General features: G+C 68.4%; 18 protein-coding genes, 1 tRNA gene and 1 CRISPR repeat array (1 of these 20 only partly in view). Of the genes, 9 read left to right on the forward strand and 10 right to left on the reverse strand.

What is annotated here, in order from left to right:
• Position 1: 1 nt before the first annotated feature.
• Entirely contained in the window at positions 2-751 is a 750-nt protein-coding gene (locus tag WB794_RS02655; RefSeq protein ID WP_337334295.1) for a 3-deoxy-D-manno-octulosonic acid kinase, read from the reverse strand.
• Between the two features lie 38 nt (positions 752-789).
• Here WB794_RS02655 and WB794_RS02660 point away from each other — a divergent pair, with 38 nt between their 5' ends.
• Positions 790-1,869: a glycosyltransferase family 9 protein gene (locus WB794_RS02660; RefSeq protein WP_337334296.1), complete on the forward strand. Its 1,080-nt coding sequence runs from the start codon at positions 790-792 to the stop codon at positions 1,867-1,869.
• Here WB794_RS02660 and WB794_RS02665 read toward each other — a convergent pair.
• Both WB794_RS02665 and WB794_RS02670 read right to left on the reverse strand, forming a co-directional pair.
• The gene (locus WB794_RS02665) at positions 1,836-2,252 is read right to left on the reverse strand and encodes a DUF6165 family protein (RefSeq protein WP_337334297.1); all 417 of its coding nucleotides are present in this window, start codon (positions 2,250-2,252) and stop codon (positions 1,836-1,838) included. The two genes, WB794_RS02660 and WB794_RS02665, sit on opposite strands and share 34 nt — an antisense overlap.
• Positions 2,253-2,641: 389 nt before the next feature.
• A tRNA-Ser gene (locus WB794_RS02670) sits at positions 2,642-2,731 on the reverse strand.
• A 327-nt stretch (positions 2,732-3,058) separates the two neighbouring features.
• On the opposite strand from WB794_RS02670, the gene WB794_RS02675 reads away from it, so the two are divergent.
• From WB794_RS02675 to WB794_RS02685, 3 genes are all read left to right on the forward strand, one after another.
• Complete coding sequence (locus WB794_RS02675; protein WP_337334298.1) at positions 3,059-3,769, forward strand: PP2C family protein-serine/threonine phosphatase; 711 nt, start codon at positions 3,059-3,061, stop codon at positions 3,767-3,769.
• Positions 3,770-3,899: 130 nt separating this feature from the next.
• Positions 3,900-5,645, forward strand: a complete 1,746-nt coding sequence (locus tag WB794_RS02680; RefSeq protein ID WP_337334299.1) for a DUF1800 domain-containing protein — start codon at positions 3,900-3,902, stop codon at positions 5,643-5,645.
• 18 nt (positions 5,646-5,663) lie between these two features.
• A complete protein-coding gene (locus WB794_RS02685; protein WP_337334300.1) occupies positions 5,664-7,079 on the forward strand; it encodes a DUF1501 domain-containing protein in 1,416 nt (471 codons plus the stop codon).
• Positions 7,080-7,091: 12 nt separating this feature from the next.
• On the opposite strand, the gene WB794_RS02690 is transcribed toward WB794_RS02685, so the two are convergent.
• The 5 genes from WB794_RS02690 to WB794_RS02710 form a co-directional block, all read right to left on the reverse strand.
• Positions 7,092-7,985: a glycerophosphodiester phosphodiesterase family protein gene (locus tag WB794_RS02690; protein WP_337334301.1), complete on the reverse strand. Its 894-nt coding sequence runs from the start codon at positions 7,983-7,985 to the stop codon at positions 7,092-7,094.
• A complete protein-coding gene (locus WB794_RS02695) occupies positions 7,986-9,560 on the reverse strand; it encodes a calcineurin-like phosphoesterase C-terminal domain-containing protein (protein ID WP_337334302.1) in 1,575 nt (524 codons plus the stop codon).
• A gap of 31 nt (positions 9,561-9,591) precedes the next feature.
• Positions 9,592-10,488, reverse strand: coding sequence for an adenylate/guanylate cyclase domain-containing protein (locus tag WB794_RS02700; protein ID WP_337334303.1), 897 nt, complete (start codon positions 10,486-10,488; stop codon positions 9,592-9,594).
• Positions 10,489-10,532: 44 nt separating this feature from the next.
• Positions 10,533-12,791 (reverse strand): thiamine pyrophosphate-dependent enzyme, encoded by a 2,259-nt coding sequence (locus tag WB794_RS02705; protein ID WP_337334304.1) that lies wholly within the window; start codon positions 12,789-12,791, stop codon positions 10,533-10,535.
• A 129-nt stretch (positions 12,792-12,920) separates the two neighbouring features.
• Complete coding sequence (locus tag WB794_RS02710; RefSeq protein WP_337334305.1) at positions 12,921-14,078, reverse strand: hypothetical protein; 1,158 nt, start codon at positions 14,076-14,078, stop codon at positions 12,921-12,923.
• 120 nt (positions 14,079-14,198) lie between these two features.
• Between WB794_RS02710 and WB794_RS02715 the strand changes: the two genes are divergently transcribed.
• Genes WB794_RS02715 through WB794_RS02725 form a run of 3 tightly spaced genes read left to right on the forward strand, consistent with a single transcriptional unit; the run spans position 14,199 to position 15,902 of the window.
• Positions 14,199-14,777 carry an RNA polymerase sigma factor gene (locus tag WB794_RS02715; RefSeq protein WP_337334306.1) on the forward strand — a complete coding sequence of 193 codons (579 nt, stop codon included), beginning with the start codon at positions 14,199-14,201 and terminating at the stop codon, positions 14,775-14,777.
• A complete protein-coding gene (locus WB794_RS02720) occupies positions 14,767-15,153 on the forward strand; it encodes a hypothetical protein (RefSeq protein WP_337334307.1) in 387 nt (128 codons plus the stop codon). The genes WB794_RS02715 and WB794_RS02720 overlap by 11 nt, the downstream gene beginning before the upstream one ends.
• The gene (locus WB794_RS02725; RefSeq protein WP_337334308.1) at positions 15,150-15,902 is read left to right on the forward strand and encodes a PDZ domain-containing protein; all 753 of its coding nucleotides are present in this window, start codon (positions 15,150-15,152) and stop codon (positions 15,900-15,902) included. The genes WB794_RS02720 and WB794_RS02725 overlap by 4 nt, the downstream gene beginning before the upstream one ends.
• 18 nt (positions 15,903-15,920) lie before the next feature.
• On the opposite strand, the gene WB794_RS02730 is transcribed toward WB794_RS02725, so the two are convergent.
• Entirely contained in the window at positions 15,921-16,463 is a 543-nt protein-coding gene (locus tag WB794_RS02730; protein ID WP_337334309.1) for a GNAT family N-acetyltransferase, read from the reverse strand.
• Positions 16,464-16,476: 13 nt separating this feature from the next.
• Positions 16,477-17,640 (reverse strand): acyl-CoA dehydrogenase family protein, encoded by a 1,164-nt coding sequence (locus tag WB794_RS02735; RefSeq protein WP_337334310.1) that lies wholly within the window; start codon positions 17,638-17,640, stop codon positions 16,477-16,479.
• Positions 17,641-17,819: 179 nt separating this feature from the next.
• Here WB794_RS02735 and WB794_RS02740 point away from each other — a divergent pair, with 179 nt between their 5' ends.
• Together WB794_RS02740 and WB794_RS02745 are read left to right on the forward strand one after the other, a co-directional pair.
• Positions 17,820-18,047 (forward strand): DUF6116 family protein, encoded by a 228-nt coding sequence (locus tag WB794_RS02740; protein WP_337334311.1) that lies wholly within the window; start codon positions 17,820-17,822, stop codon positions 18,045-18,047.
• Positions 18,044-18,826, forward strand: a complete 783-nt coding sequence (locus tag WB794_RS02745) for a TatD family hydrolase (protein ID WP_337334312.1) — start codon at positions 18,044-18,046, stop codon at positions 18,824-18,826. The genes WB794_RS02740 and WB794_RS02745 overlap by 4 nt, the downstream gene beginning before the upstream one ends.
• Before the next feature lie 108 nt (positions 18,827-18,934).
• Positions 18,935-21,754: a CRISPR direct-repeat array (repeat unit 37 nt; unit sequence GTTTCAATCCGCGCCCGGCCTGATCAGGCCGGGCGAC); it runs 713 nt beyond the window's last position.

Consider the following 21,754-nt stretch of genomic DNA (forward strand, 5'->3'; position numbering starts at 1 on the left):
CTCAGCCTCTTTCCTCGTCCGGCGAAGCACCGGCCATCCCGGCATCGTACCCGCGCGACAGATCGTCCCAGGCCGCATCGCTCACGCCACCCAGCTTGTCGAGCGAACGCTTCAGCCGGCGCAGGTTGGCACGCTGCCAGTCCTGCGAGGGCACGCGCAGACCGCCGCGATCGAAATCGATCAGCCAGATCTGCTCGCGCCCGTCGATCAGCACGTTGTGCGCATTGAGGTCGGCGTGGAACGCGCCGGCGCGATGAAAGCGCGCGATCGTCAGGCCGATGGCCCGCCACAGGTGCCCGACCGCACCGGCAGCCACGCATTCGGCAAGCGTCCGGGAATCGGGAACCCGCCGGGTCAGGAGCTCGGCCCGATAGAACAGGCCGGAACGACGCCAGCCGGCGAGCACCGGCCGCGGCGCGGGCAAGCCGCGGCGATACAGCTCGGCCAGCAGCCGGAATTCGCGCACGCAGCGCACGCGCGATTCGCCAAGAAAAAGATACCGGTCGGAAATGAAGCGCCCGACCAGCCCGCCGCGGCGGTAGTGCCGCAGGATTCCCTCGCCGAAGTCGCCGCGCACCAGGGTCGCCATGCCGCGCCCGCCGCGACCGCTCAGCAGCTCGGATTCGGGCCAACCGGCCGGATCGAGCAACTCGGGGGTGGCTTGTGGAAGACTGCGGCCGTCGAACAGAATCACCGCCTGCGCAAACTGCGCGCGACGCACATCCACGACGCTGGCTGGGGCATTGGGCATGACGCGAACAGGATTGGTTTCGGTGCGAGTGTAGCAAGATGAGCCTGATCGACCCGCCCGGGCACATCGCCCTGCTGCGACTCTCCGCCCTCGGCGACGCCACCCACGTCGTACCACTGGTGCGCACGATCCAGCGCGCCTGGCCGAAGACCCGCCTGACCTGGATCATCGGCCGCGGCGAGCGGATGCTGCTCGATGGCCTGGAAGGCGTCGAGTTCGCGGTCTATGACAAAAAGACCGGGCTCTCCGGGATGCGCGCGCTGTGGCAGCAGCTGGCCGCCCAGCGCTTCGATGCCCTGCTGCAGATGCAGCTTGCGGCGCGTGCCAACGTGCTGGCGCTGGGCATCGACGCGCCCCTGCGGATCGGCTACGACCGCCGGCGCAGCAAGGAGGGGCACGGTCTGGTGGTGAACCGGCGCATTCCCGGGGCTGGCACCCACGTCCTCGACGTGCTGGGCCAATTCGCCGTACCGCTGGGGCTGGAGCAGACCCGCGTCGAATGGCGCCTGCCGGTGCCGCAGGCCGCGCGCGACTGGGCCGACGAGCAGCTCCCCGGCGACGTTCCCACCCTGATCGTCTCGCCCTGCTCCAGTCACGCGCTGCGCAACTGGCTGCCCGAACGCTACGCCGCCGCCGCCGACCACGCCGCGCGCCGGCACGGCTATCGCATCGCGATCTGCGGCGGGCGCAGCGCGCTGGAACGCCAGACCGCCGACGCCATCCTGGCCGCGATGAAGGAGCCGGCCATCGATCTGGTCGGCCGCGACACGCTCAAGCAGCTCATGGCGCTGCTGGAACGCGCCGACATCCTGCTCGGACCCGACGCAGGGCCGGTACACATCGCCAACGCTCTTGGAACCAAGGTCGTCGGACTGCACGCCTGCACCGACGCCGAGCGCAGCGGGCCGTACTCGGACCGGCGCTTCACCGTGAACCGCTACGACGAAGCCGCGCGCCGATTCCTGAAGAAGCCCGCAAGCGCGCTGCGCTGGGGCAAGCGGGTCGAGTTCCCGGGAGTGATGGCCCTGATCGGCGTGGACGAGGTGATCGACTGCATCGACCGCTGCACCGCCGAATTACGCGGTCAGGCGGGGTCGGACGCGCCCTTGGCGCGATAGTCGGCGTAGGATTTTTCCTCGACGTAGCTCGAGCCCAGCGCGAGGTTGATTTCCTTCTTGAGCCGGGCGCGCTCGTCATTCTGGAAATACACCGAGCGCGCCAGTTCGATGAAGCGCGCATCGAACGCCTGCGCCGCCTCCTTGTCGCGGATGTCGTCCTCGATCACCCACAGCCGCTCGTTCACCGCCTTGAGCCGGGCGCGCAGGTCGGTGATGTCGGTCTTCGATGCGGCGTGCGCCGCCCAGGTACGATCCAGCACCGCCAGCTCGTTGCGCACGTTCACCAGCTTGACCGGATCGCTCATGCGCTCGGACTTGATCTGCAGGATGGCGATCTTGTCGAGCAGTTCGCCGAACGAGACGGGGACGAGGATTTCGGACATGGTGGCAGCCGGAAGCAAAGGGCGTGCCAGACTGCCAGAAGTCGCCCGCCGGCGGCTGAACGGATTCAGCATGCGCGCCCGACAAAAGAGGGTCTTCGCGGATCAGCGTGGATCCAATCGGGCGTTTTCGGGTACCGGAGGCGTTCCGCGACTCCCCCGCTGCCTGGATCGCGAGCAAGCTCGCTCCTGCAAAAAGCTCTGATGTTGCGATGTAGGAGCGACCTTGGTCGCGATGGGGCGCACCGAATACGCCCTTGATCGTTGCCGTCGCGAGCCTGCGAACGCCAGCCGACATGCAAGTCGGCTGGCCGGGAATCACTCACGGCGGAACCACGGCACCCCGACACAAAGCAAAAACGCCCCGGCAAGGGGGCGTTCTCGCTGAAATCTGGCGGAGAGGGAGGGATTCGAACCCTCGGTACGCTTACACGTACGCCTGATTTCGAGTCAGGTACAATCGACCACTCTGCCACCTCTCCGTGAACCTTCCCAGGTGGCGCGGGAAGGGCCGGCCATCATACGGGGGATGGGCATGTTCGACAAGATGCGCGCCATTGCCGACAGGCCATCCCCTGCCCGCCGTGACGGGCGGATCGCACGCCGCGGGCCGCGGAGGCCCATAACGCGTCCGCTTTTGATTCTTTCGTCCGTATTTGCCGAGACTTGCGCCGATTTCGCCGGCGGCGGCATGATCGCAGGCGTCGCTTCGATCCACGCGCCAGCATCGCCGCCACCGCTATACTCCAAACAGACCCGTCACCTCAGCGTCATGTCCCCACCGGGCACGGCCGGATGCTTACCCACCGATGATCGAATTCGGCCACCTCACCCACGTCGGTTTGCGACGCGAACACAACGAGGACACCTATTACGGTGACGCGCAGCTTGGGTTGTGGCTGGTGGCAGACGGCATGGGCGGACACGAGTTCGGCGAGGTGGCCAGCGCCCTGGCGCGCGACACCATCGTGGGCGAGGTCCGGGCCGGCCACAGCCTGGCCGATGCGATCCGCGCCGCCGACCAGGAAATCATCCGCCAGTCACGTCGCCGCTCGGAAACCCTGCCCATGGGCACCACCGTGGTGGCGGCGCAGCTGCGCGGCGCGCGCTTCGAAATCGCCTGGGTCGGCGACAGCCGCATCTACCTGTGGGACGACACCCTGCACCAGCTGTCGCAGGATCATTCCTACGTGCAGGAGCTGATCGACCAGGGCGCGATCACCCCGGAACAGGCGCGCAGCCACCCGCACCGCAACGTCATCACCCAGGCGCTGGGCGTCACTGATCCGCAGGCGCTGAAGGTCGAGATCCTGCAGGGCGAGCTTCGCCCCGGCATGCAGCTCCTGCTGTGCAGCGACGGGCTGACCGAAGAGGTGGACGATGCGCAAATCGCCCGCATCCTCGCCAAGACCGACATCTCCGCGCAGGAATGCGTCGATCAGCTGGTGCTGGCGGCGCTGGACGGCGGCGGCTCGGACAACATCACGGCGATTCTGCTGCGCAACGACGCCCTGGCCTGAGCGGCCCGTCGCGAAACGGTGACTCCGGCGGCCTCCGGCCAGCCGGTCGATCCGTGACCGCTTCCGCACAGTGGCGCATCCTGGCAAGGTAGTGTTACAAAATGTGACACGCCTTCCGGAAGCTGGATCGATGGAGACGCAGCCCACCCCCGTTCCGTCCGGCCAGCCGGGCGATCTGATCTTTGCCGACGGCCTCGAATCCCCGCCGCCGCAGGTGCAGCTGCCGCCGTTTGGAATGCGGGTGCTCACCAGGTGCGCCTACGGGCCGCGCCCGAACGACGTGGCCGCGTTCAATGCCCTCGGTGCTTCCGACGATGCGCGCCTGACGGCTTGGGTGAACCGCCAGCTCGACCCCGACGCCATCGGCGACAGCGTCTGCGACAGTCGCATCGCGGCGGCGGGCTACGCCACCGCCAACCTGACGCTGGCGCAGATGTGGGCCACGTACGTACGCGGCGGCCAATCGGGCGGCAACGAGCGCTACTGGCCCTGCGACGAGGCGGCCTGCCTCAAGCTGGTGCGCGCGGTGTACAGCGAGCGCCAGCTGTACGAGGTGATGGTCGACTTCTGGCACAACCATTTCAACGTCACCGGCTGGGAATACTCCATCGCGCCGGTCTTCATGCACTACGACCGCGACGTGATGCGCGGCACCCATCCGACCAGCGGCAAGCGCTATGCGCTGGGCAACTTCCGCGCCCTGCTGGAAGAAGTGGCGAAGGCGCCCGCGATGCTGATGTTCCTGGACAACAAGTCCAGCCGCGGTGCCGGCTTCAACGAAAACTTCGCGCGCGAGCTGTGCGAGCTGCACACCCTGGGCGCGGCGCACTACTACCCCACGATCGACCCCAACGAGGTGCCGCGCGACGGCAGCGGCGTGCCGCTGGGCTACTGCGACAACGACGTGTACGAGGCCGCGCGCGCGCTCACCGGCTGGACCATGCGCGACGACCACTGGGAGTTCCCCGATCTGCCCGAATACGACACCGGCGAGTTCCTCTACCACGCGCCCTGGCACGACAAGGCAGGCAAGTACATCCTGGGCTCCTACATCATCGCCAACCGCCCGGCGATGGCCGATGGACGAACCCTGTTCGACCTGCTCTGCCGGCACGTCGGCACCGCGCGCAACATTTGCCGCAAACTGTGCCGGCGCTTCATTTCCGACGATCCGCCCGAGGCCCTGGTCGAATCGGCCGCGCAGCTCTGGAAGGCGCAGTGGCAGGCACCCGACCAGATCGCCCAGGTGCTGCGCCACATCCTCAACTCCAGCGCCTTCAAGACCACCTGGGGCGAGAAGACCAAGCGCCCGTGGGAGGTGCTGATGCAGGCGTTCCGCGCCACTTCGGCCGTCATCACGCCCAGGCCGCGCACCGGCACCTGGAACAGCTACAGCGAGCTGACCAGCCTGTTCCAGCAGACCGGGCACGGCCCGTTCCGCTGGCCCACGCCCGATGGCTACCCCGACCACAGCCGCAAGTGGCAGGCGGTCAGCCCGCTGTCGCAGACCTGGCGCGTACTCTCGCGCCTGCCGGAGCTGCGGGTGCCGGGTGGGGACGAGAACTCGCCCGCGGCCTACTTCCTGCGGATCGAGGAAGTCAGCCGCGCGCAGTTTCCCACGCCGGCCGCGGCCACGGCGGGTGCGGTGGTGGACTTCTGGATCGCCCGCCTGCATGGCCAGCCGATCCTGCCGGAGCGGCGCAATGAGATCGTCTGCTTCCTCGGGCAGAAGACCGACCCGGTACAGGCGGCGGGCGTCCAGCTGACCTGGGACAACGCCTGGAACGCGGGCAATCTCGGCCGGCACTACACGATCCCGCGCCTGCGCGCGACCGTGGCGCTGATCGCGATGTCTCCCGAGTTCTACCAACGATAAGCTGCCGGAGCGACGACCATGTCCGCCAATCGCCGGGATTTCCTCAAGGGCTGCTGTGCCGCCGCCATCGGTGCCGGCACCGGTCGCGCCATGGCCTTCTTCGATCCCACCGGCCTTGCCGGCGGCAAGAGCGCCGCCACGGGTGACGTGCTGGTCTACGTGTTCCTGCGCGGCGCCATGGACGGCCTGCACATGGTGGTGCCCTGGAGCGGCCCGAACCGGGTCAGCTACGAGGCCAAGCGCGGCTCGATGGCCATTCCGACCTCGCGCCTGCGCCGCATCGGCACGACCGAGTGGGCCTGGCACCCGCGCGCCGGCGGCGGCACCGGCGACGCGGTGGGCACGCCGGCGAAATGGCTGCAAAAGCTGTACAGCAGCAATCGGCTCGGCATCGTGCACGCCACCGGCATGCCCACGCCCAACCGCAGCCACTTCGAGGCGCAGGCGATGATGGAGCTGGGCACGCCGGGGGCCACCGGCACCAGCAATGGCTGGCTGGCTCGCTATCTGATGGCCGCCAGCGGCCTGCCGACCCCGGTCATCGCGCCGGCCTACGGCTTCGGCAGCAACCTGCAGACCAGCCTGGTGGGGCTGGACGAGGCGGTCGGATTCAGCGATGCCTCGCAGTTTCGCGTGGACGGCTTCCACTGGGGCTGGAACGACGATGCGTCGTCCATCGCCAATTACCAGCCGGCGCACACCCACCTGTATCCCCTGTGGAGTGGAAGCTCCTCGCTGGAGCGCGCCGGGCGCGATGCGGCGGACGCGCTCGAGTGGATGCGCACCTTCAACTTCACCCCCTACCACGCCACCAACAATCCGGGCGGCTACCAGCCCGGCGGCGGCGCGGTCTACCCTTCCGGGAACTTCGGCACCCAGCTGCGCAACCTGGCGCAGATGCTCAAATCGCCGCTCAAGGCCGGCCTCGTCGCCGCTGCGGTCGACCACGGCTTCTGGGATACGCACGAGGGCCAGGGCATGCCCAACCCGGGCGTGGCGGGGCACTGGGACTGGTACGGCAACCTGGTGGAGGAACTGGGCCAGGCGCTGGACGCCTTCTACGCCGACCTCAACGCGACCCCGATCGCCGGCGTCGGCACCCTGATGGACCAGGTCACGGTGATCGTGCAGAGCGAATTCGGGCGTCGCTTTCTGCCCAACGCCTCGGCCGGCACCGACCACGGCTACGGCAACATCATGTTCGCGCTGGGCAACAGGGTGCGCGGCGGACAGATGCACGGCACCTTCCCCGGCCTGGACGACCTCTCCCTGTACGAAGGCCAGGACGTCGCGGTCACCACCGACTACCGGCAGGTGCTTTCCGAGGCGCTGGTGGACCGGATGGGGCTGGCACCGAACGCGCTGGGGCAGGTGTTCCCCGGCTTCAGCTACGCCAGCGGCGGCAGCGCGCCCAACGTGTTCAATCCCGGTTGAGCCGCGGCCGGATCAGAAGCGCTCCGCGAAACCATCGCGCAGGCGCACCGCGGTCTGCGGAAAATCGCAGAACAGTGCGTCCACGCCCATTGCGAACGCCACTTCAAGCTCTTCAGACGGGCTGGCGTAGCCGGCCGGCAGGTCGTCGTCGCGGTAGGTCCAGGCGTGCACCACACAGCCGCGCTCGTGCGCCAGGTCGACCAGGCCGCTGCTGGAGCCGTCCACATCCTGAAGCAGGCTCTTGTGGACGCCGAAGCCGTCCACCTGCCCGGCGTGGCGGGCGATCAGGCGACGCCAGGGGGCACCGCGCCCCAGCAGCAGGAACACCGGCACTTCCGCGCTTTCGCGCAGGGTCAGCAGTGGCTCCAGCTCGAAGCACTGCAGCCACAGGGCCACGCGCACCGGGTTGCGCTGGCGCACCAGCGACAGGAAGCGCCCGCACGGATCCTTGCCCTTGGCGGTGAAGAAGCCCGGCGACTTGAGTTCCGGATACAGCGTGACGGGCCTGCCGCTGCGGCGCGCCTCGGTTTCCGCCCACAGCAGGGCGGCGGCGAAGGTCGGAATGCGGAAGCGGCCGTCGTAGGCATGGTCGCGCGAAGGAAACGGCTGCACCGCCCGGAGCCGGGCGATCTCGGCCAGATCCAGGTCCTCGATCCACCAGTCGCCGTTGCGCCGGCGCGCGGCAAACTCCGGGCGCGTGGCGATGTCGGTGCTGCGGGTGAGGTCGCGATCATGGCGGATGACGAGCTGCGCGTCGCGCGACGACACCAGGTCCGGCTCGATCACGTCGGCACCCTGCTCCAGCGCCAACGCATAGCCTTCCAGGGTGTGCTCGGGCATCGGCCCGCTGGCACCGCGATGGGCGATGATCCGCGGCGGCGCGCCGTCGAGCGTCGGCCAGTCCATTCACTCGATCCAGTCGATCAGGCGATAGCTCGTGCGGGCCGTCGTTTCGCCCTCGAACCGGCTGCGTGCCCGCACCTCGACCTGGTGTTCGCCGGCCTCCAGATCGGTGGGAACATTGGCCGCCCACAGATGCTTGCCGGAGCGCGCCAGCACGGCGCGATCGAAGGCGCGCAGGCCCTGCGCGCGCGCGTCGTCGATGTTGATCGCGGCAAGCTGGGGGTCGGGCTCATCGACCCGCGCCATCGGTCGCCAGTCGCTCCCGTCGATGCGCATTTCCACCACGGCATCGGGCTCGGCCCCGTACACGTTCGCCACGACCGGATAGGCCGGATAGGCACCGCGGCGCAGCGGACCGGGCGAGCTCAGGCCGATGCGCAGGTCGTCGCGCGCGCGCGAGGCGTGGTAGCGCGTGGTGACCGATTCGCCGAAGCGCACGATGGCGTAGCCGTTGGGCGTGCCGTCCTCCATCCGCGCATCGGGCAGCCCCTCGGCATCGCGCAGCCCGCTCCAGTAACCGCCGCAGGCCGCGCCCACGTTGTATTCGTGCAGCGGCAGCGCACCGATCCAGCCCGATTCCGGGCCGTGGAAGTGGTGGCGCTGGCTGTGGGTATGGCTGCTCAGGATCAGCGGCTCGCGAAAGCGCTCCAGCAGCGCGAACAGGCGCGCGCGGTCGGCATGGCGGAAGGTTTCGCCCGGATCGTCGAACAGCGGAATGTGCAGGCTCACCACGACCCGCGTCTCCGGCGTCAGGGTTGCCAGGTAGTTTTCCAGAAATCGGAACTGGTTCTCGCGAAACCCGCCGACATAGGCCGGCTTCTGTCCGGGCCGGTAGATCACGTCGTCCAGCGCGATGAAGGCGTGACCGGGGCGCTCCCAGGCCACGGTATCGGGGCCGAAGCTGCGGCGATAGTTGGTGAGCGAGTCGGCGTCGTCCTGCGCGTCGAAGTCGATGTCGTGGTTGCCCGGCGCGTGCAGCCACGGAAGATTCAGGGCCTTGTTGGCCTCGTTGAATCCGGCGTGCAGATCCAGCGCATCGTCCACCAGGTCACCGAGGGTCATTCCGAGCGCGATGCCGGCATGGCGCGCGGCCGGCGCGACGATGGAGCGCGCGTAGTAGTCCAGCTCCCGCGCGTTCTTCGTCTGCGGATCGGTGATCACCAGGGCTTCGAACGGCGAGCCGTCTTCGCCGGCATCGACATGCAGCGCGAACTGCGCGCGCCGCGCGCTGCCGGGCGCGATGCGACCGTAGCGCAGCGTCTGCGAACCCTTGGGGAAATGATGCACCCAGAACGCCGGAAGGCCTGCTGCGCTGGTGGGGAAACGGTAGCCGGGCGGCTTGATGACGAACAGCGTGTCGCCGTCGCGCAGCGTGATGCGGTATCGCCCGGCGGCATCGGTCAGCGCGATGTCGCGACCGTTGGAAACCTTCACCCCCGCCACGCCGGCCTCGCCCGCATCGCGACGGCCGTTGCCGTTGGCATCGAGATACACCCGCCCGCTGGCGGGGCTATCGGCCCAGGCGGCCAGCGGCGACAGCAGCAGGAGGATCCACAGGAGGTGGCGAACGGCGTGCATCAGTTCCCCGCGACTGGATGGTTGGCGCGGTTCAGCCGCACTGGAAATAGAGAATGTCGGCCTGGCCCAGCGCCAGCGACTGGCCCAGGCTGACCGCGCCGGCCTTGCGCAACGGGATCTCGTCGCGGTGCACGCGCAGCTCGTCGTCATCGCCAAACCGGACGAAGGTGGCGTTGGTGCTGCGATCGGCCAGCACATAGTGGCCGTTCTTGTACTCGATCGAGGCATGGATGCGGCTGACCCATTCGGCATCCACCACCAGCGCGTTGGCCTGATCGCGCCCCATGGCAAACGGCGGCGAGTTGGGGACCAGCTCGATGACCTGGCCGCGAAAGCGCAGGATCAGTTTCTGACCCTGCTCGGTACCGTCATCGACCCGGATCGCGCGCTGCACCATGGTGATGTTGGAGGTGTCCTCCTGCCAGATCACGTCGATGATCTCGATCGGCAACAATTTGCCCGAAACCCGGGTGCGCCCGAGGCCGCGCGAGCGGTAGCCACCGATGCTGGTGACCCCGTGGAAGGTTGTGGCCGTGGTCACGATCTGGTCGCGCTTGGCCAGCGAGGCCATGCGCGCCGCGGTGTTGACCGCGTCACCATAGACATCGCCCTCCTCCGCCAGCACTTCGCCATGATGCAGGCCGATGCGGATGCCGATCGAATCGCGCGCGAACACCGGGTCGCCGGTGACTTTGCGCTGCATCTCGCAGGCCGCGCGGATACCATCGAGTGCGCTCGGGAAGGTGCACATGATCTCGTCGCCGATGGTCTTGATGACCGTACCGCCGTTGCGCTGCACCACCACCGTGAGCGCATCGAGCACGGCCGCAACGATGCGGCGCGCGTCCACGTCGCCCAGCTGCTCGAACAGCCGCGTGCTGCCGCTGACGTCGGCAAAGACTATGGCAAGTGGCTGAGTGTGCGTCATGCGAGCGAATCATAGGCCAATCGCCGCACCGGCTCCACCGCAAATCAGCCCGCGAGCGCGCGCGCCGCCGCCACCACGTCGGCGTCGCCCGGCAGCACCAGAAAGGCCGCGCTCGCCAGCGGGGTGTAGGTATCGGCCCCCACGACGCGCCGCATCGGTACCGCGCCCAGTCCGGCCTCGGTCAGCGCGGTGATGACGCCTTCGCCGACCCCGGCGCTGCGGCGGCCTTCGTCAAGCACAATGATGCGACCGGCGCTTTTCGCCTGCTGCACGATGAACGCCTCGTTCAAGGGCACCAGCCAGCGCAGGTCCACCACGCGCGTCTTCCAGCCCAGCTCCGCCTCGATGGCGCGCGCGGCGCGCAGCGCCATCGGCACGCCGTTGCCGTAGGTGATGACGACCAGATCCTCGGCTTCCGGCGCATACACGCGGCCCTCGCCCAGCGCCATGGCCTCGCCCGGTGCCGGATACGGGAACAGCCACCGGCCGTCGCCCGCCTCGTGCAGATCCTTGGTCATGTAGAGCGCGATCGGCTCCAGGAAAATGCTCACGCGACCGTCCACCTGGGCGAGCGCGGCGAGGGTACGCAGCATCGTGGCGGCATCGTCGCCGCGGCTGGGGCAACCCACGACAAGCCCGGGAATGTCGCGCAGCGCGGTGATCGAGTTGTCGTTGTGGAAGTGCCCGCCGAAGCCGCGCTGGTAACCCAACCCGGCCATGCGCACCAGCATCGGATTGCGGTACTGGCCGTTGGAGAAGAACTGCAGGCTGGCCGCCTCGCCGCGGATCTGGTCGCAGGCGTTGTGGAAATAGGCCAGGTACTGGATCTCCGGGATCGGCAGCATCCCCATGTTGGCGTAGCCCTGGGCCAGGCCGAGGATCATCGTCTCGTCCAGCAGGGTGTTGAACACGCGGGTTCCCTTGAATGTCTTGTAGAGGCCCTTGGTGACGGTGTAGACGCCGCCCTTTTGTGCCACGTCCTCGCCGAACAGCAGCGTATGCGGATACTTGGCCATCAGCTCGTGCAGCGCCTGGTTGATCTGGATCGCCAGATGCCGCGGCGGGTGGTTCTCCGGCAGGTTTTCTTCGCCGCCGAACACCTTGAGCCGGGCTTCGGCGTAATCCGCGCGACCGGCCTCGGCCTGCACCGCGTCGGGCGTGTACGGCGCCAGCGGTGCCATCACCTGTTCGAGCGCCTCGATGCGCGGGCGCGCGTCCGCCGCCCTGGCGGCCTCGAAGCAGCGCGCGCGCATGGCCTCGTAGGCGGCCAGCAGCGATTCCCGGGTGAACAGGCCAGCTTCCAGCGCGATCGCGGCTGAGCGCAGCAGCGGGTCGGTCGCCTCCACCGCAACCAGTTCCTCCAGTGCGCGCCATTCGATCTCGAAGTCGGTGCCGGCGTGGCCCATGATGCGCGTGGTGCGCAGGTGCAGGAAGGTCGGGCGGCGCGTCGTGCGGCAGTGCTCGACCGCGCGCCGCACGTCGGCGTAGCCGCTGGCGAGATCCAGGCCATCGGCATGGAAATAGTCCAGATCCGGACGCTGCGAGAAGTTGCGGGCGATCCAGCCGGCCGGCGTTTTCACCGAAATGCCGATGCCGTTGTCCTCGCACACGAACAGCACCGGCGCGGGCAGCTTCTGGTAGGCAGTCCAGCCCGCCGCGTTGAAGGCGGTCTGCGCGGTGGCGTGGTTGGAGCTGGCATCGCCGAAGGAGCAAATCGCGATGGAATCAGCCGGCACCGGCAGCGCATGGCCGATGCGGCGCGCCTGCTCGATCGCCACCGCGGTGCCCAGCGCCTTGGGCAGGTGCGAGGCGATGGTGGAGGTCTGCGGGATCACCCAGAGCGGTTTGGAACCCCACACCTTGTGGCGTCCGCCCGAGGCCGGGTCTTCCGCGCTGGCGGCAAAGCTCAGGGCCGAATCCATCACCGGATCCATGCCCGGCAGCTTGCGGAAGCGTTCGGCCATGAAGCCGCCGGAGCGGTAGTGCAGGAAGGCCGGATCGGTATGGCGCGTGGCACGCGCCACCATCGCATTGCCTTCATGGCCGGAAGAACCGATGGTGTAGAACACCTTGTTCTTCACCCGCAGCACGCGCGCCATGAGGTCCAGATGCCGCGACACCAGTTGCGATTCGAACAGGTCGAGGAAGTCTGCCACGGTGCAGGCGCTGCCCGGCAGCACCGGCGCATCCGCGCCAGCGGCCGGGCGGATCGCGCCGTCCCAGCTCTCGACGAACTCGATGAAGTTGCGGTCGCAGATCTCCGCGCGATTGAGGCCGCGCTGGCGGGCAGGAATGGTGGACATGGGGTTTCCGTACTGGGAGGTGGGCACGCGGCATGACGCCGCGTCGCATGAAACCACCAATTCTACCGACTCGCATCGGGCGGCCCCAAGGAGACGCCGATCCGGGCAGCCATTCCCGATGGCGCGCGTTCAGAAGCCGAAGCCGGGCCAGACCATCCACTCGTAGGGCGGCACCACGTTGACGTGCGGATTCCGGCACTGCCCGGCGCGGTCCAGCGGCCACTGGGTCAGGTAGAAGACCGTGCGCCCGGTGTGGCGGATCGCGCGCGCCAGCGCATCGGCCGCCAGCGGATCCTCGTAGTACGCCTCGGCAATGATCCAGCCGGTGCTGTCCCAGCTGGCACCGGACGGATTCTGGTCGCGCATGTGCTCGTCCATCTTGAGGAACTTGTCGTACTCGTCCCACGCGCTGCCGGCGTAGAAATCCATCGCGAACACCTGCGGGTACACGCCCTCGTACACATAGCGCATGTGGCGCACGCGCGAGCGCAGCCGGTTGTTGTCCTGATCGGCCAGGAACGAGAAGCCCACGGTGCCGCTGCGTCCCCAGGCCGCGACATAGCGCTGCCACAGGGTGCGCACAGTGCGGCTCCACGTGCTGTTGGCCGGATACTTGTAGCGCTGGTTTTCCGGATACAGCGTGTTGTTGCTGTCGCGCGGCGCGCCCTCGACCATGAGATCGATGCGGTAGCCGATCCCGGAAGCCGCCAGCACCGGCCGCAGCGCTTCGATCAGACGCCAGTACTCGTCCACGCGCGGGCTGTAGTCGGGGCTGCCCTCGCCGGGAAACTCCGGCTGGGAGGGATTGATGTTGTTGGTCGGAAAGAAGCGGAACAGCACGGTCACGAAGCCCGCCGCCTTCGCATCGGCCAGCAGCAGGGCCAGGTTGGACGCCGCCTGCGCCACCGCCGCCGGATCGCTGGAATCGACCAGCGTGCCGCCGGCGGCCGGCTGGTGCATGAAGTAGACGCCCAGGCTCAGTCGCCGCATGCCTCGTGCGCGCATGGTGGCAAGCTGCGACTGCGCGAGGGCACGCACCGGGCCAAGTTCTGCATCGGTCTCGTGGTAGCGTTTGAGCAAGCCGTAGGCATCGCGCGAATCGTCGCGACACTGGCCGTCGTCGCCAAACCACAGGTAGTTGACCCCGCCACCGCCGGCGGTGGCCGGCACGGGCACCTCGAAGCCGTTGGCAAACAGCACATCGCCCGGCGCAGTCCGGGCCGATGCGCCACTGGCCACCAGCACCCCGAGGGCCGCAAGGAAAAAGAGTGGTATACGGAACTTCATGCGCCTAGGGTAAGGCCAACGCGCGCCGGGCGATCGCTGTCGTTCGATGCAGGCTCCGCTTCGTGACCCGCATCGCAGGCCGTCTGCGACGGTTCGCCGCGCTGGTCCGTATGGATAACCATGAGCACCGACACGCCGCTGTCCATCACCCTTGCCCACCGACCCGTCGACCGCGACGAGGTCCTGTGCCTGCGCCGCGCCCGGCGCGGCGACGAGGCGGCCCTGGCGTGGATCTACCAACGCCACGCCCGTGCCCTGCACAGCCTCGCCTGGCGATTGGTGGGCAGCCCACAGGCGGCCGAGGACATCGTGCAGGACGCTTTCATGCGGCTGCTGGGCGGATTCACACGGATCGATCCCGAGCGCCCGATCGGGCCCTGGCTGCGGCAGGTCGTGGCCAATCTCGCGATCGACCGGCTGCGCCGCGACTGGCGCATGATCGAAGACGAGGGATCGGTGCTGCGCGAAGCCCCCGCGCGCGAACCCGCCGATCATGCCGAGGCTTCTGGCCTGCTGCGCCACCTCACGCCGCAGGCCCGCGCCCTGGTCTGGCTCAACCAGGTGGAAGGCTGGTCGCATCAGGCGCTGGGCCAGCGCTTCGGGCGCAGCGAAAGCTGGTCCAAGTCCATCGTATCGCGCGCGCTGGCGCAGCTGCGCGACATCGCAGATCATCCAGGAACCCCGACGCATGAACACTGACCCGCTTCGCGAGCAGCTCCAGAGGCTGCCCGACCCGCCGCTTCCCGACACGCTCTGGCCGAAGCTCCGGCGCGCGCAGCGCCGGCGCACGGTCCGCCGCAAAATCCTCGCCGGCGGCGGCGTGCTGGCGCTGGGCCTGACCGCCGGCCTGCTGCTCTTCGCGCATGCCCCGCTGCAGCCGGTCGAAACGAGGACGGTGCAGGCCCGAACCCCGGTCGATTCCGTTGCGCGCCTCCACGCCGTCGACCGCGCGCTGCAGGCTGCCTACGCGCGCGGGGCCTCCGACGCGGAGCTGGAACCGCTCTGGGACATCCGCCACCGGCTGGCGGTCGCCGACACATCCCTTCGACATTCCGCACAAGGAGACATCCTGTGAACATCCTTCGCTTTGCCGGCTTTGCGCTGGTCGGCCTGCTGCTTCTGGCCCCGGCGGCCGCGCAGGCGCAATCCGCTCCCGCACATGAACTGGGAGCCGTCATCGACACCCGCCATTCCCATGCCCGCGGGCCCGAAGTGCTGGCCGTCACGCCCGGCGGCGCGGCGCAGGCCATGGGCCTTCTGCCGGGCGACCGCGTGCAGTCGATCAACGGCATTTCCCTGCGCGATGAGGGCAACCTCGCCGCGCGCCTGGATCACGCGCTGGGCGTACAGGGCCAGACCGTGCGCCTGGACGTGCTGCGCGACGGCGAGCCGCTGAGCTTCTCCGGCATGCTGCAGCCTGCCGCACGGGAACCCTCACGCGGCTGCGGCTATGTCAGCGACCGCGACCCGACGCCGGTGGTTTCCGATGACATCCACGCAGCGGAAATCACCTCCATCGACGGCGACAGCACGCCGCTGGACCCGCAGAACCGTCACCGCCTCCCGGCCGGCGAACACGTGCTGGTGGTCAGCGAGAAGATCGGCCTCCAATACTTCACCCGCGGCCAGCTGCGCCAGCGCAACCTGATGCAGCGCCGCACCCTCGCACGCGCCTACAAGGCCATCGTGGTCACGGTGGAACCGAACATGCGCTATTCGATCGGCGCAAAGCTCGATCGAAACGCCATGGACAACGACGCGATGCGTGCCAACGCCTACTGGGAGCCGGTGGTGTTCAAGGAACGCGCGCAGGAGTGCCGCTGACGCGGCCGGGGTTTTGCTTCAGGGCCGCCGCGCGAGCCAGTCGGCGCGGCCCTGGCCCCAGACATCCACGAGATGATTCTCGTAAGGCGACGGCAGCGACGACTGGCGCAGCAGCGTCGAACCCAGACGCTGCGCCACGCGCCGGGAGGCGACGTTTTCCGGCACGATGCAGTGCACGAAGTCGCTCCAGCCAAGGTTCCCCAGCGCCCAGTCGATCGCCGCACGGGCCGCCTCGGTGGCGAAACCCCGGCCCCAGACCACGCGCCGGAACGACCAGCCGATCTCGTTGCCCGGCCAGCCTTCCGGCCGCCACGGCCCGCACTGGCCGAGCCATTCGCCACTGGCCTTGTCCAGCACCGAGAACATCCCGAAGCCCTGCACCGCCCAGGCACCGGGCTGCTGCAGGAACTTGCGCCATGCCGCCGGGCGCGATGCCTGCCCGCCGATATGGCGCGCGGCATCCTCGTCGCCGAGCAACTCCGCATAGCCATCGAAGTCTTCGATGCGCGGCGGACGCAGCAGCAGGCGTCCGGTCTCGACGCGCAGGTCGAAGACGCTCATCGAGGCATCCTGATCAGAACGCGCTGATGCCGGTCAGCTCGCGCCCGATCACCAGCTGGTGCACGGTTTCCGTGCCCTCGTAGGTGATGACCGACTCCAGATTCAGCGCGTGGCGGATCGGGCAATGCTCGGTGGTGATGCCGGCACCACCCAGAAGGTCGCGCGCATCGCGCGCGATGTCGATGGCCATGCGCACGTTGTTCCACTTCGCCAGCGACACCTGCTGCGGCTGCATCGCACCCGCATCCTTGAGCCGGCCCAGCTGCAGGCTCAGCAGCTGCGCCAGGGTGATGCGCCGCGCCATGTCGGCCAGGCGCAGCTGCACCGCCTGGGTGGCGGCAATCGGGCGACCGAACAGCACGCGTTCCTTGGTGTAGTCCGTGGCCTCGGTGAGGCAGGCAATTGCCGCGCCGATCGGCCCCCAGGTAATGCCGTAGCGCGCCTGCGTCAGGCAGCCGAGCGGGCCTTTCAGCCCCTTCACGTTGGGCAGGCGGTTGGCGTCGGGGATGCGCACGTTGTCGAAGTACAGCGCCGACGTCACCGAGGCGCGCAGGCTCATCTTGTGCTTGATTTCCTGCGCGGTGAACCCGGCCGTGTCGGTCGGCACGATGAAGCCCTGGATGCCGTCTTCGGTCTGCGCCCAGACGATGGCGATATGGGCCAGGTTGCCGTTGGTGATCCACATCTTGGAGCCGTTGATGACCCAGTCGCCGCCGTCCTTCCTCGCGTGCGTCTTCATGTTCGCCGGGTCGGAGCCACCGTGCGGTTCAGTCAGGCCGAAGCAGCCGATGACTTCGCCCGCGGCCATGCGCGGCAGCCACTGGCGCTTCTGCTCCTCGGTGCCGTAGGCGAAGATCGGATACATGCACAGCGAGCTTTGCACCGAGGCGAAGCTGCGCAGGCCCGAATCGCCGCGCTCCAGCTCCTGGCAGATGAGGCCGTAGCTCACCGCGTTGAGGCCCGCGCCGCCGTACTCTTCCGGCAGGGTTGCGCCCAGAAGGCCCAGACCCGCGATCTCCGGGATCAGCTCCTTCGGGAAGCGGCCTTCATCGAAACAGGCACCGATGATCGGCAGCACCTTCTCGTCCGTGAAGCGGGCCACGCTGTCCTTGACCGCACGCTCCTCCTCGCTGAGCAGGGAACGGATATCGAAAAGGTCGGTGCGGTCCAGGGCCATGGCGTTCAACTCGTGGGAGTGGATGGGATTTTCCGGCCCGCGCGGGCCATGGAAAGCCGCTCATTCTACCAGCGCACGCGCCGAAGGTCCGCAGCGCATGAACGAAAAAGCCCCGCCCGCTTGCATCGACGCGCGCCCTTCCCCACTGTGGATGGCATCCCCCGCTGCCGGAGGCTTCGATGGCCAATCCACTGCTCGCTCCCGTCCTCGGCTGGCTCGGACGCCTGCGCCACCCGCAGCTCTTCCTTGTCGCCGGCGCGCTGTTCCTGGTCGACATCGTGGTGCCGGATGTCGTTCCTTTCGTGGACGAAATCCTGCTCGCCTCCCTGACGCTGTGGCTGGGCGGCCGGCGCAAGGACCGGCGCGACGCGGCGGCCGGCGAAGAGAAGACCGTGCGCCCCTCGTGAGCCTCACCGACAGCCACTGCCACATCGACGCGCCCGAGTTCGACGCCGACCGCGCCGAACTCCTCGCGCGCGCCGCGGCCGCCGGCGTCACCCGCATCATCGCGCCGGCAATCAGCGCCGCAGGCTGGCCCAGGCTGCGGGAAATCGCCCGCGCCTTCCCGCAGGTCGCGCCGGCCTGGGGCCTGCACCCGATGTATCTGGCCGAGCACCGGCCCGAGCACATCGCGCACCTGCGCGAATGGGTCGAACGCGAACGCCCCGTCGCCATCGGCGAGTGCGGCCTGGACTTCTTCGTCGAAGGGCTCGATCCCGACACCCAGCGCGAGTTCCTCATCGGACAACTTCGGCTGGCGCGCGAGTTCGACCTGCCGGTCATCCTCCACGCCCGCCGCGCCGTGGACGAAGTCACCGCGCTCCTGCGCCGCATCGGCGGACTGCGCGGCGTGGTGCACAGCTTTTCCGGCAGCCGCCAGCAGGCCGAGACCCTGTGCGGGATGGGCTTCCTTCTCGGCATTGGCGGCCCCGTCACCTACGACCGCGCCAACCGCCTGCGCAGCCTCGCGGCCACGCTCCCGATCTCCCATCTCCTGCTCGAAACCGACGCCCCGGACCAACCGGATTCGGCCATCCGCGGCCAGCGCAACGAACCGGCGCGCCTGCGCGCGATCGCCGAGGCGATTGCCGAACTGCGCGGGGAAACCGTCGAGCACGTGGTGCGCCAGACGGCCACCAATGCCGCGGCCCTGTTCAACCTGCCGGGTACTGCATCGCAGGTGTAATTCCTCCGCTCCGCAAGACGCAGCGCCGCCGTTGCAGAGCGGACCCGCACGATCGATCAGTCACGCGCCACGCCCTGAACCCGCGACGGCCGTGACCGTGAGCGACCCGATTAAATCCGCGCCCGGCCTGATCAGGCCGGGCGACAGGAGGCCCTCGAGCGCGGCCGGCAGCTCGAAGGTGTTTCAATCCGCGCCCGGCCTGATCAGGCCGGGCGACGCCCAGTCGATGCCGGTGTGGCGCTGGGCGCAGTCGTTTCAATCCGCGCCCGGCCTGATCAGGCCGGGCGACATGACCCCCGCCCGCCGCCGCGAAATCCTCACCGTTTCAATCCGCGCCCGGCCTGATCAGGCCGGGCGACCAGGGATTCGATGCCGGCCATCAGTCGGCCACCCGGTTTCAATCCGCGCCCGGCCTGATCAGGCCGGGCGACATGCAATCCCATCTACACCGGCCGGCAGGTTTGGTTTCAATCCGCGCCCGGCCTGATCAGGCCGGGCGACTGTAGGAGCGCGCCTGTCCTCGCCAGACTTCCGCGTTTCAATCCGCGCCCGGCCTGATCAGGCCGGGCGACCCGACCGCAGTACGTCACCGACGACGACCGGGCGTTTCAATCCGCGCCCGGCCTGATCAGGCCGGGCGACCCGCGCCGGCGGGTGAAGCTATCGGCGAAGGCTTGTTTCAATCCGCGCCCGGCCTGATCAGGCCGGGCGACCACCCAGCGGTGCGCGTACATGTCGCGCCCGAGGTTTCAATCCGCGCCCGGCCTGATCAGGCCGGGCGACGAGCGACGGCAAGGCGCTGTTCCACGCCGACCACAAGTTTCAATCCGCGCCCGGCCTGATCAGGCCGGGCGACGTTGAGGACTTCGGCCCTTGCTGGCTGCGCGCGCAGGTTTCAATCCGCGCCCGGCCTGATCAGGCCGGGCGACTCGAGCCGGGCAGCGTGCGCTGCACCTGGCTGGCGTTTCAATCCGCGCCCGGCCTGATCAGGCCGGGCGACACGGGACGCTCGGGCTGGACGAAAGCATGGACGTTGTTTCAATCCGCGCCCGGCCTGATCAGGCCGGGCGACTTGCGACCGCGCCGCTGTGCGCGTGCTGGAGGGTGTGTTTCAATCCGCGCCCGGCCTGATCAGGCCGGGCGACCGCGCGGACAGCGCGGTGAGCCCCTTGGGGGTGACGTTTCAATCCGCGCCCGGCCTGATCAGGCCGGGCGACCCGGGTGCGGTCAGCCTGCAGCCGCAGGATCCGGTTTCAATCCGCGCCCGGCCTGATCAGGCCGGGCGACCGATGCGGTGGTGGATGACGACGCTGGTCTGATCGTTTCAATCCGCGCCCGGCCTGATCAGGCCGGGCGACACTCGCGCAGGTTGGCGGTGGTGACGGCCGACCAGTTTCAATCCGCGCCCGGCCTGATCAGGCCGGGCGACGCTGCCGGGCCGAAAGATTCAGCGCGGCGTCTGGTTTCAATCCGCGCCCGGCCTGATCAGGCCGGGCGACCAGAGCCAACGCCATATTGATGGCGGCAGCGCCTGTTTCAATCCGCGCCCGGCCTGATCAGGCCGGGCGACCTTCCAGCCGGTGTGCAGCGCGCTTGCATCATCGTGTTTCAATCCGCGCCCGGCCTGATCAGGCCGGGCGACTGAAAGCAAACCGCAGTATCCGTGGTTCTCTCCGGTTTCAATCCGCGCCCGGCCTGATCAGGCCGGGCGACTGGTACTCACGCGCTTCATCCGTCTCCAACTGGATGTTTCAATCCGCGCCCGGCCTGATCAGGCCGGGCGACCGCGAGAGCGTCAGGTCGCCGTATTGCGAAAGCGAGTTTCAATCCGCGCCCGGCCTGATCAGGCCGGGCGACAAGGTCAGCCGTAACATTTTTTGTAATAGGCTCGTTTCAATCCGCGCCCGGCCTGATCAGGCCGGGCGACACCTTCGGCAAGGACATGGGGCTGATGCTCGACAAGTTTCAATCCGCGCCCGGCCTGATCAGGCCGGGCGACCTGCTCAACAAGGACCGCGTCGGCACTCGCGAAGTTTCAATCCGCGCCCGGCCTGATCAGGCCGGGCGACAATGCCATCGTCATCCCCCCCCCATCAACACGCGGTTTCAATCCGCGCCCGGCCTGATCAGGCCGGGCGACCGGCAGGCCGCCCAAGCATCGCTTTTTGAGTGATGTTTCAATCCGCGCCCGGCCTGATCAGGCCGGGCGACGGGGCCAAGGGCCACAAGGAGCTTTGCGTTTACGAGTTTCAATCCGCGCCCGGCCTGATCAGGCCGGGCGACCGAGCCACCGGCGGCGGGAAACGGCATGTCGCGGTTTCAATCCGCGCCCGGCCTGATCAGGCCGGGCGACCTTTCCGCACTGGCGCGCCATCATCCCGATCTTGTTTCAATCCGCGCCCGGCCTGATCAGGCCGGGCGACGACTGCCGTCGATCTTGGCGCGAGCATCGACAAGGTGTTTCAATCCGCGCCCGGCCTGATCAGGCCGGGCGACCCAAAGTCGGCCTCGCACCGCGCATCATCACCCTGGTTTCAATCCGCGCCCGGCCTGATCAGGCCGGGCGACCACCATGACCTTGCTGCGCGTGACCATATTGATGTTTCAATCCGCGCCCGGCCTGATCAGGCCGGGCGACACACGCTATGCCGCACATTGCGCACAAATTGACCAGTTTCAATCCGCGCCCGGCCTGATCAGGCCGGGCGACAAACCGCTTGGCCGAGGCCGCCACTCACAAGCGTGTTTCAATCCGCGCCCGGCCTGATCAGGCCGGGCGACACGAGGCGCGCGCGCGCAACGATGCGCGGAAAGGTTTCAATCCGCGCCCGGCCTGATCAGGCCGGGCGACATGGCGGTCAGAACATCCGTAGTATCAAACATCAGTTTCAATCCGCGCCCGGCCTGATCAGGCCGGGCGACTTTGGG

It is taken from the genome of Denitratimonas tolerans (genome assembly GCF_037203605.1).
Taxonomy (GTDB): domain Bacteria; phylum Pseudomonadota; class Gammaproteobacteria; order Xanthomonadales; family Xanthomonadaceae; genus Denitratimonas; species Denitratimonas tolerans.

What these genes read in the sequence shown, in the direction of transcription:
- WB794_RS02655 (WP_337334295.1), bottom strand. Translation starts at nt 751, where the DNA reads ATGCCCAATGCCCCAGCCAGCGTCGTGGATGTGCGTCGCGCGCAGTTT.
- WB794_RS02660 (WP_337334296.1), top strand. Translation starts at nt 790, where the DNA reads ATGAGCCTGATCGACCCGCCCGGGCACATCGCCCTGCTGCGACTCTCC.
- WB794_RS02665 (WP_337334297.1), bottom strand. Translation starts at nt 2,252, where the DNA reads ATGTCCGAAATCCTCGTCCCCGTCTCGTTCGGCGAACTGCTCGACAAG.
- WB794_RS02675 (WP_337334298.1), top strand. Translation starts at nt 3,059, where the DNA reads ATGATCGAATTCGGCCACCTCACCCACGTCGGTTTGCGACGCGAACAC.
- WB794_RS02680 (WP_337334299.1), top strand. Translation starts at nt 3,900, where the DNA reads ATGGAGACGCAGCCCACCCCCGTTCCGTCCGGCCAGCCGGGCGATCTG.
- WB794_RS02685 (WP_337334300.1), top strand. Translation starts at nt 5,664, where the DNA reads ATGTCCGCCAATCGCCGGGATTTCCTCAAGGGCTGCTGTGCCGCCGCC.
- WB794_RS02690 (WP_337334301.1), bottom strand. Translation starts at nt 7,985, where the DNA reads ATGGACTGGCCGACGCTCGACGGCGCGCCGCCGCGGATCATCGCCCAT.
- WB794_RS02695 (WP_337334302.1), bottom strand. Translation starts at nt 9,560, where the DNA reads ATGCACGCCGTTCGCCACCTCCTGTGGATCCTCCTGCTGCTGTCGCCG.
- WB794_RS02700 (WP_337334303.1), bottom strand. Translation starts at nt 10,488, where the DNA reads ATGACGCACACTCAGCCACTTGCCATAGTCTTTGCCGACGTCAGCGGC.
- WB794_RS02705 (WP_337334304.1), bottom strand. Translation starts at nt 12,791, where the DNA reads ATGTCCACCATTCCTGCCCGCCAGCGCGGCCTCAATCGCGCGGAGATC.
- WB794_RS02710 (WP_337334305.1), bottom strand. Translation starts at nt 14,078, where the DNA reads ATGAAGTTCCGTATACCACTCTTTTTCCTTGCGGCCCTCGGGGTGCTG.
- WB794_RS02715 (WP_337334306.1), top strand. Translation starts at nt 14,199, where the DNA reads ATGAGCACCGACACGCCGCTGTCCATCACCCTTGCCCACCGACCCGTC.
- WB794_RS02720 (WP_337334307.1), top strand. Translation starts at nt 14,767, where the DNA reads ATGAACACTGACCCGCTTCGCGAGCAGCTCCAGAGGCTGCCCGACCCG.
- WB794_RS02730 (WP_337334309.1), bottom strand. Translation starts at nt 16,463, where the DNA reads ATGAGCGTCTTCGACCTGCGCGTCGAGACCGGACGCCTGCTGCTGCGT.
- WB794_RS02735 (WP_337334310.1), bottom strand. Translation starts at nt 17,640, where the DNA reads ATGGCCCTGGACCGCACCGACCTTTTCGATATCCGTTCCCTGCTCAGC.
- WB794_RS02740 (WP_337334311.1), top strand. Translation starts at nt 17,820, where the DNA reads ATGGCCAATCCACTGCTCGCTCCCGTCCTCGGCTGGCTCGGACGCCTG.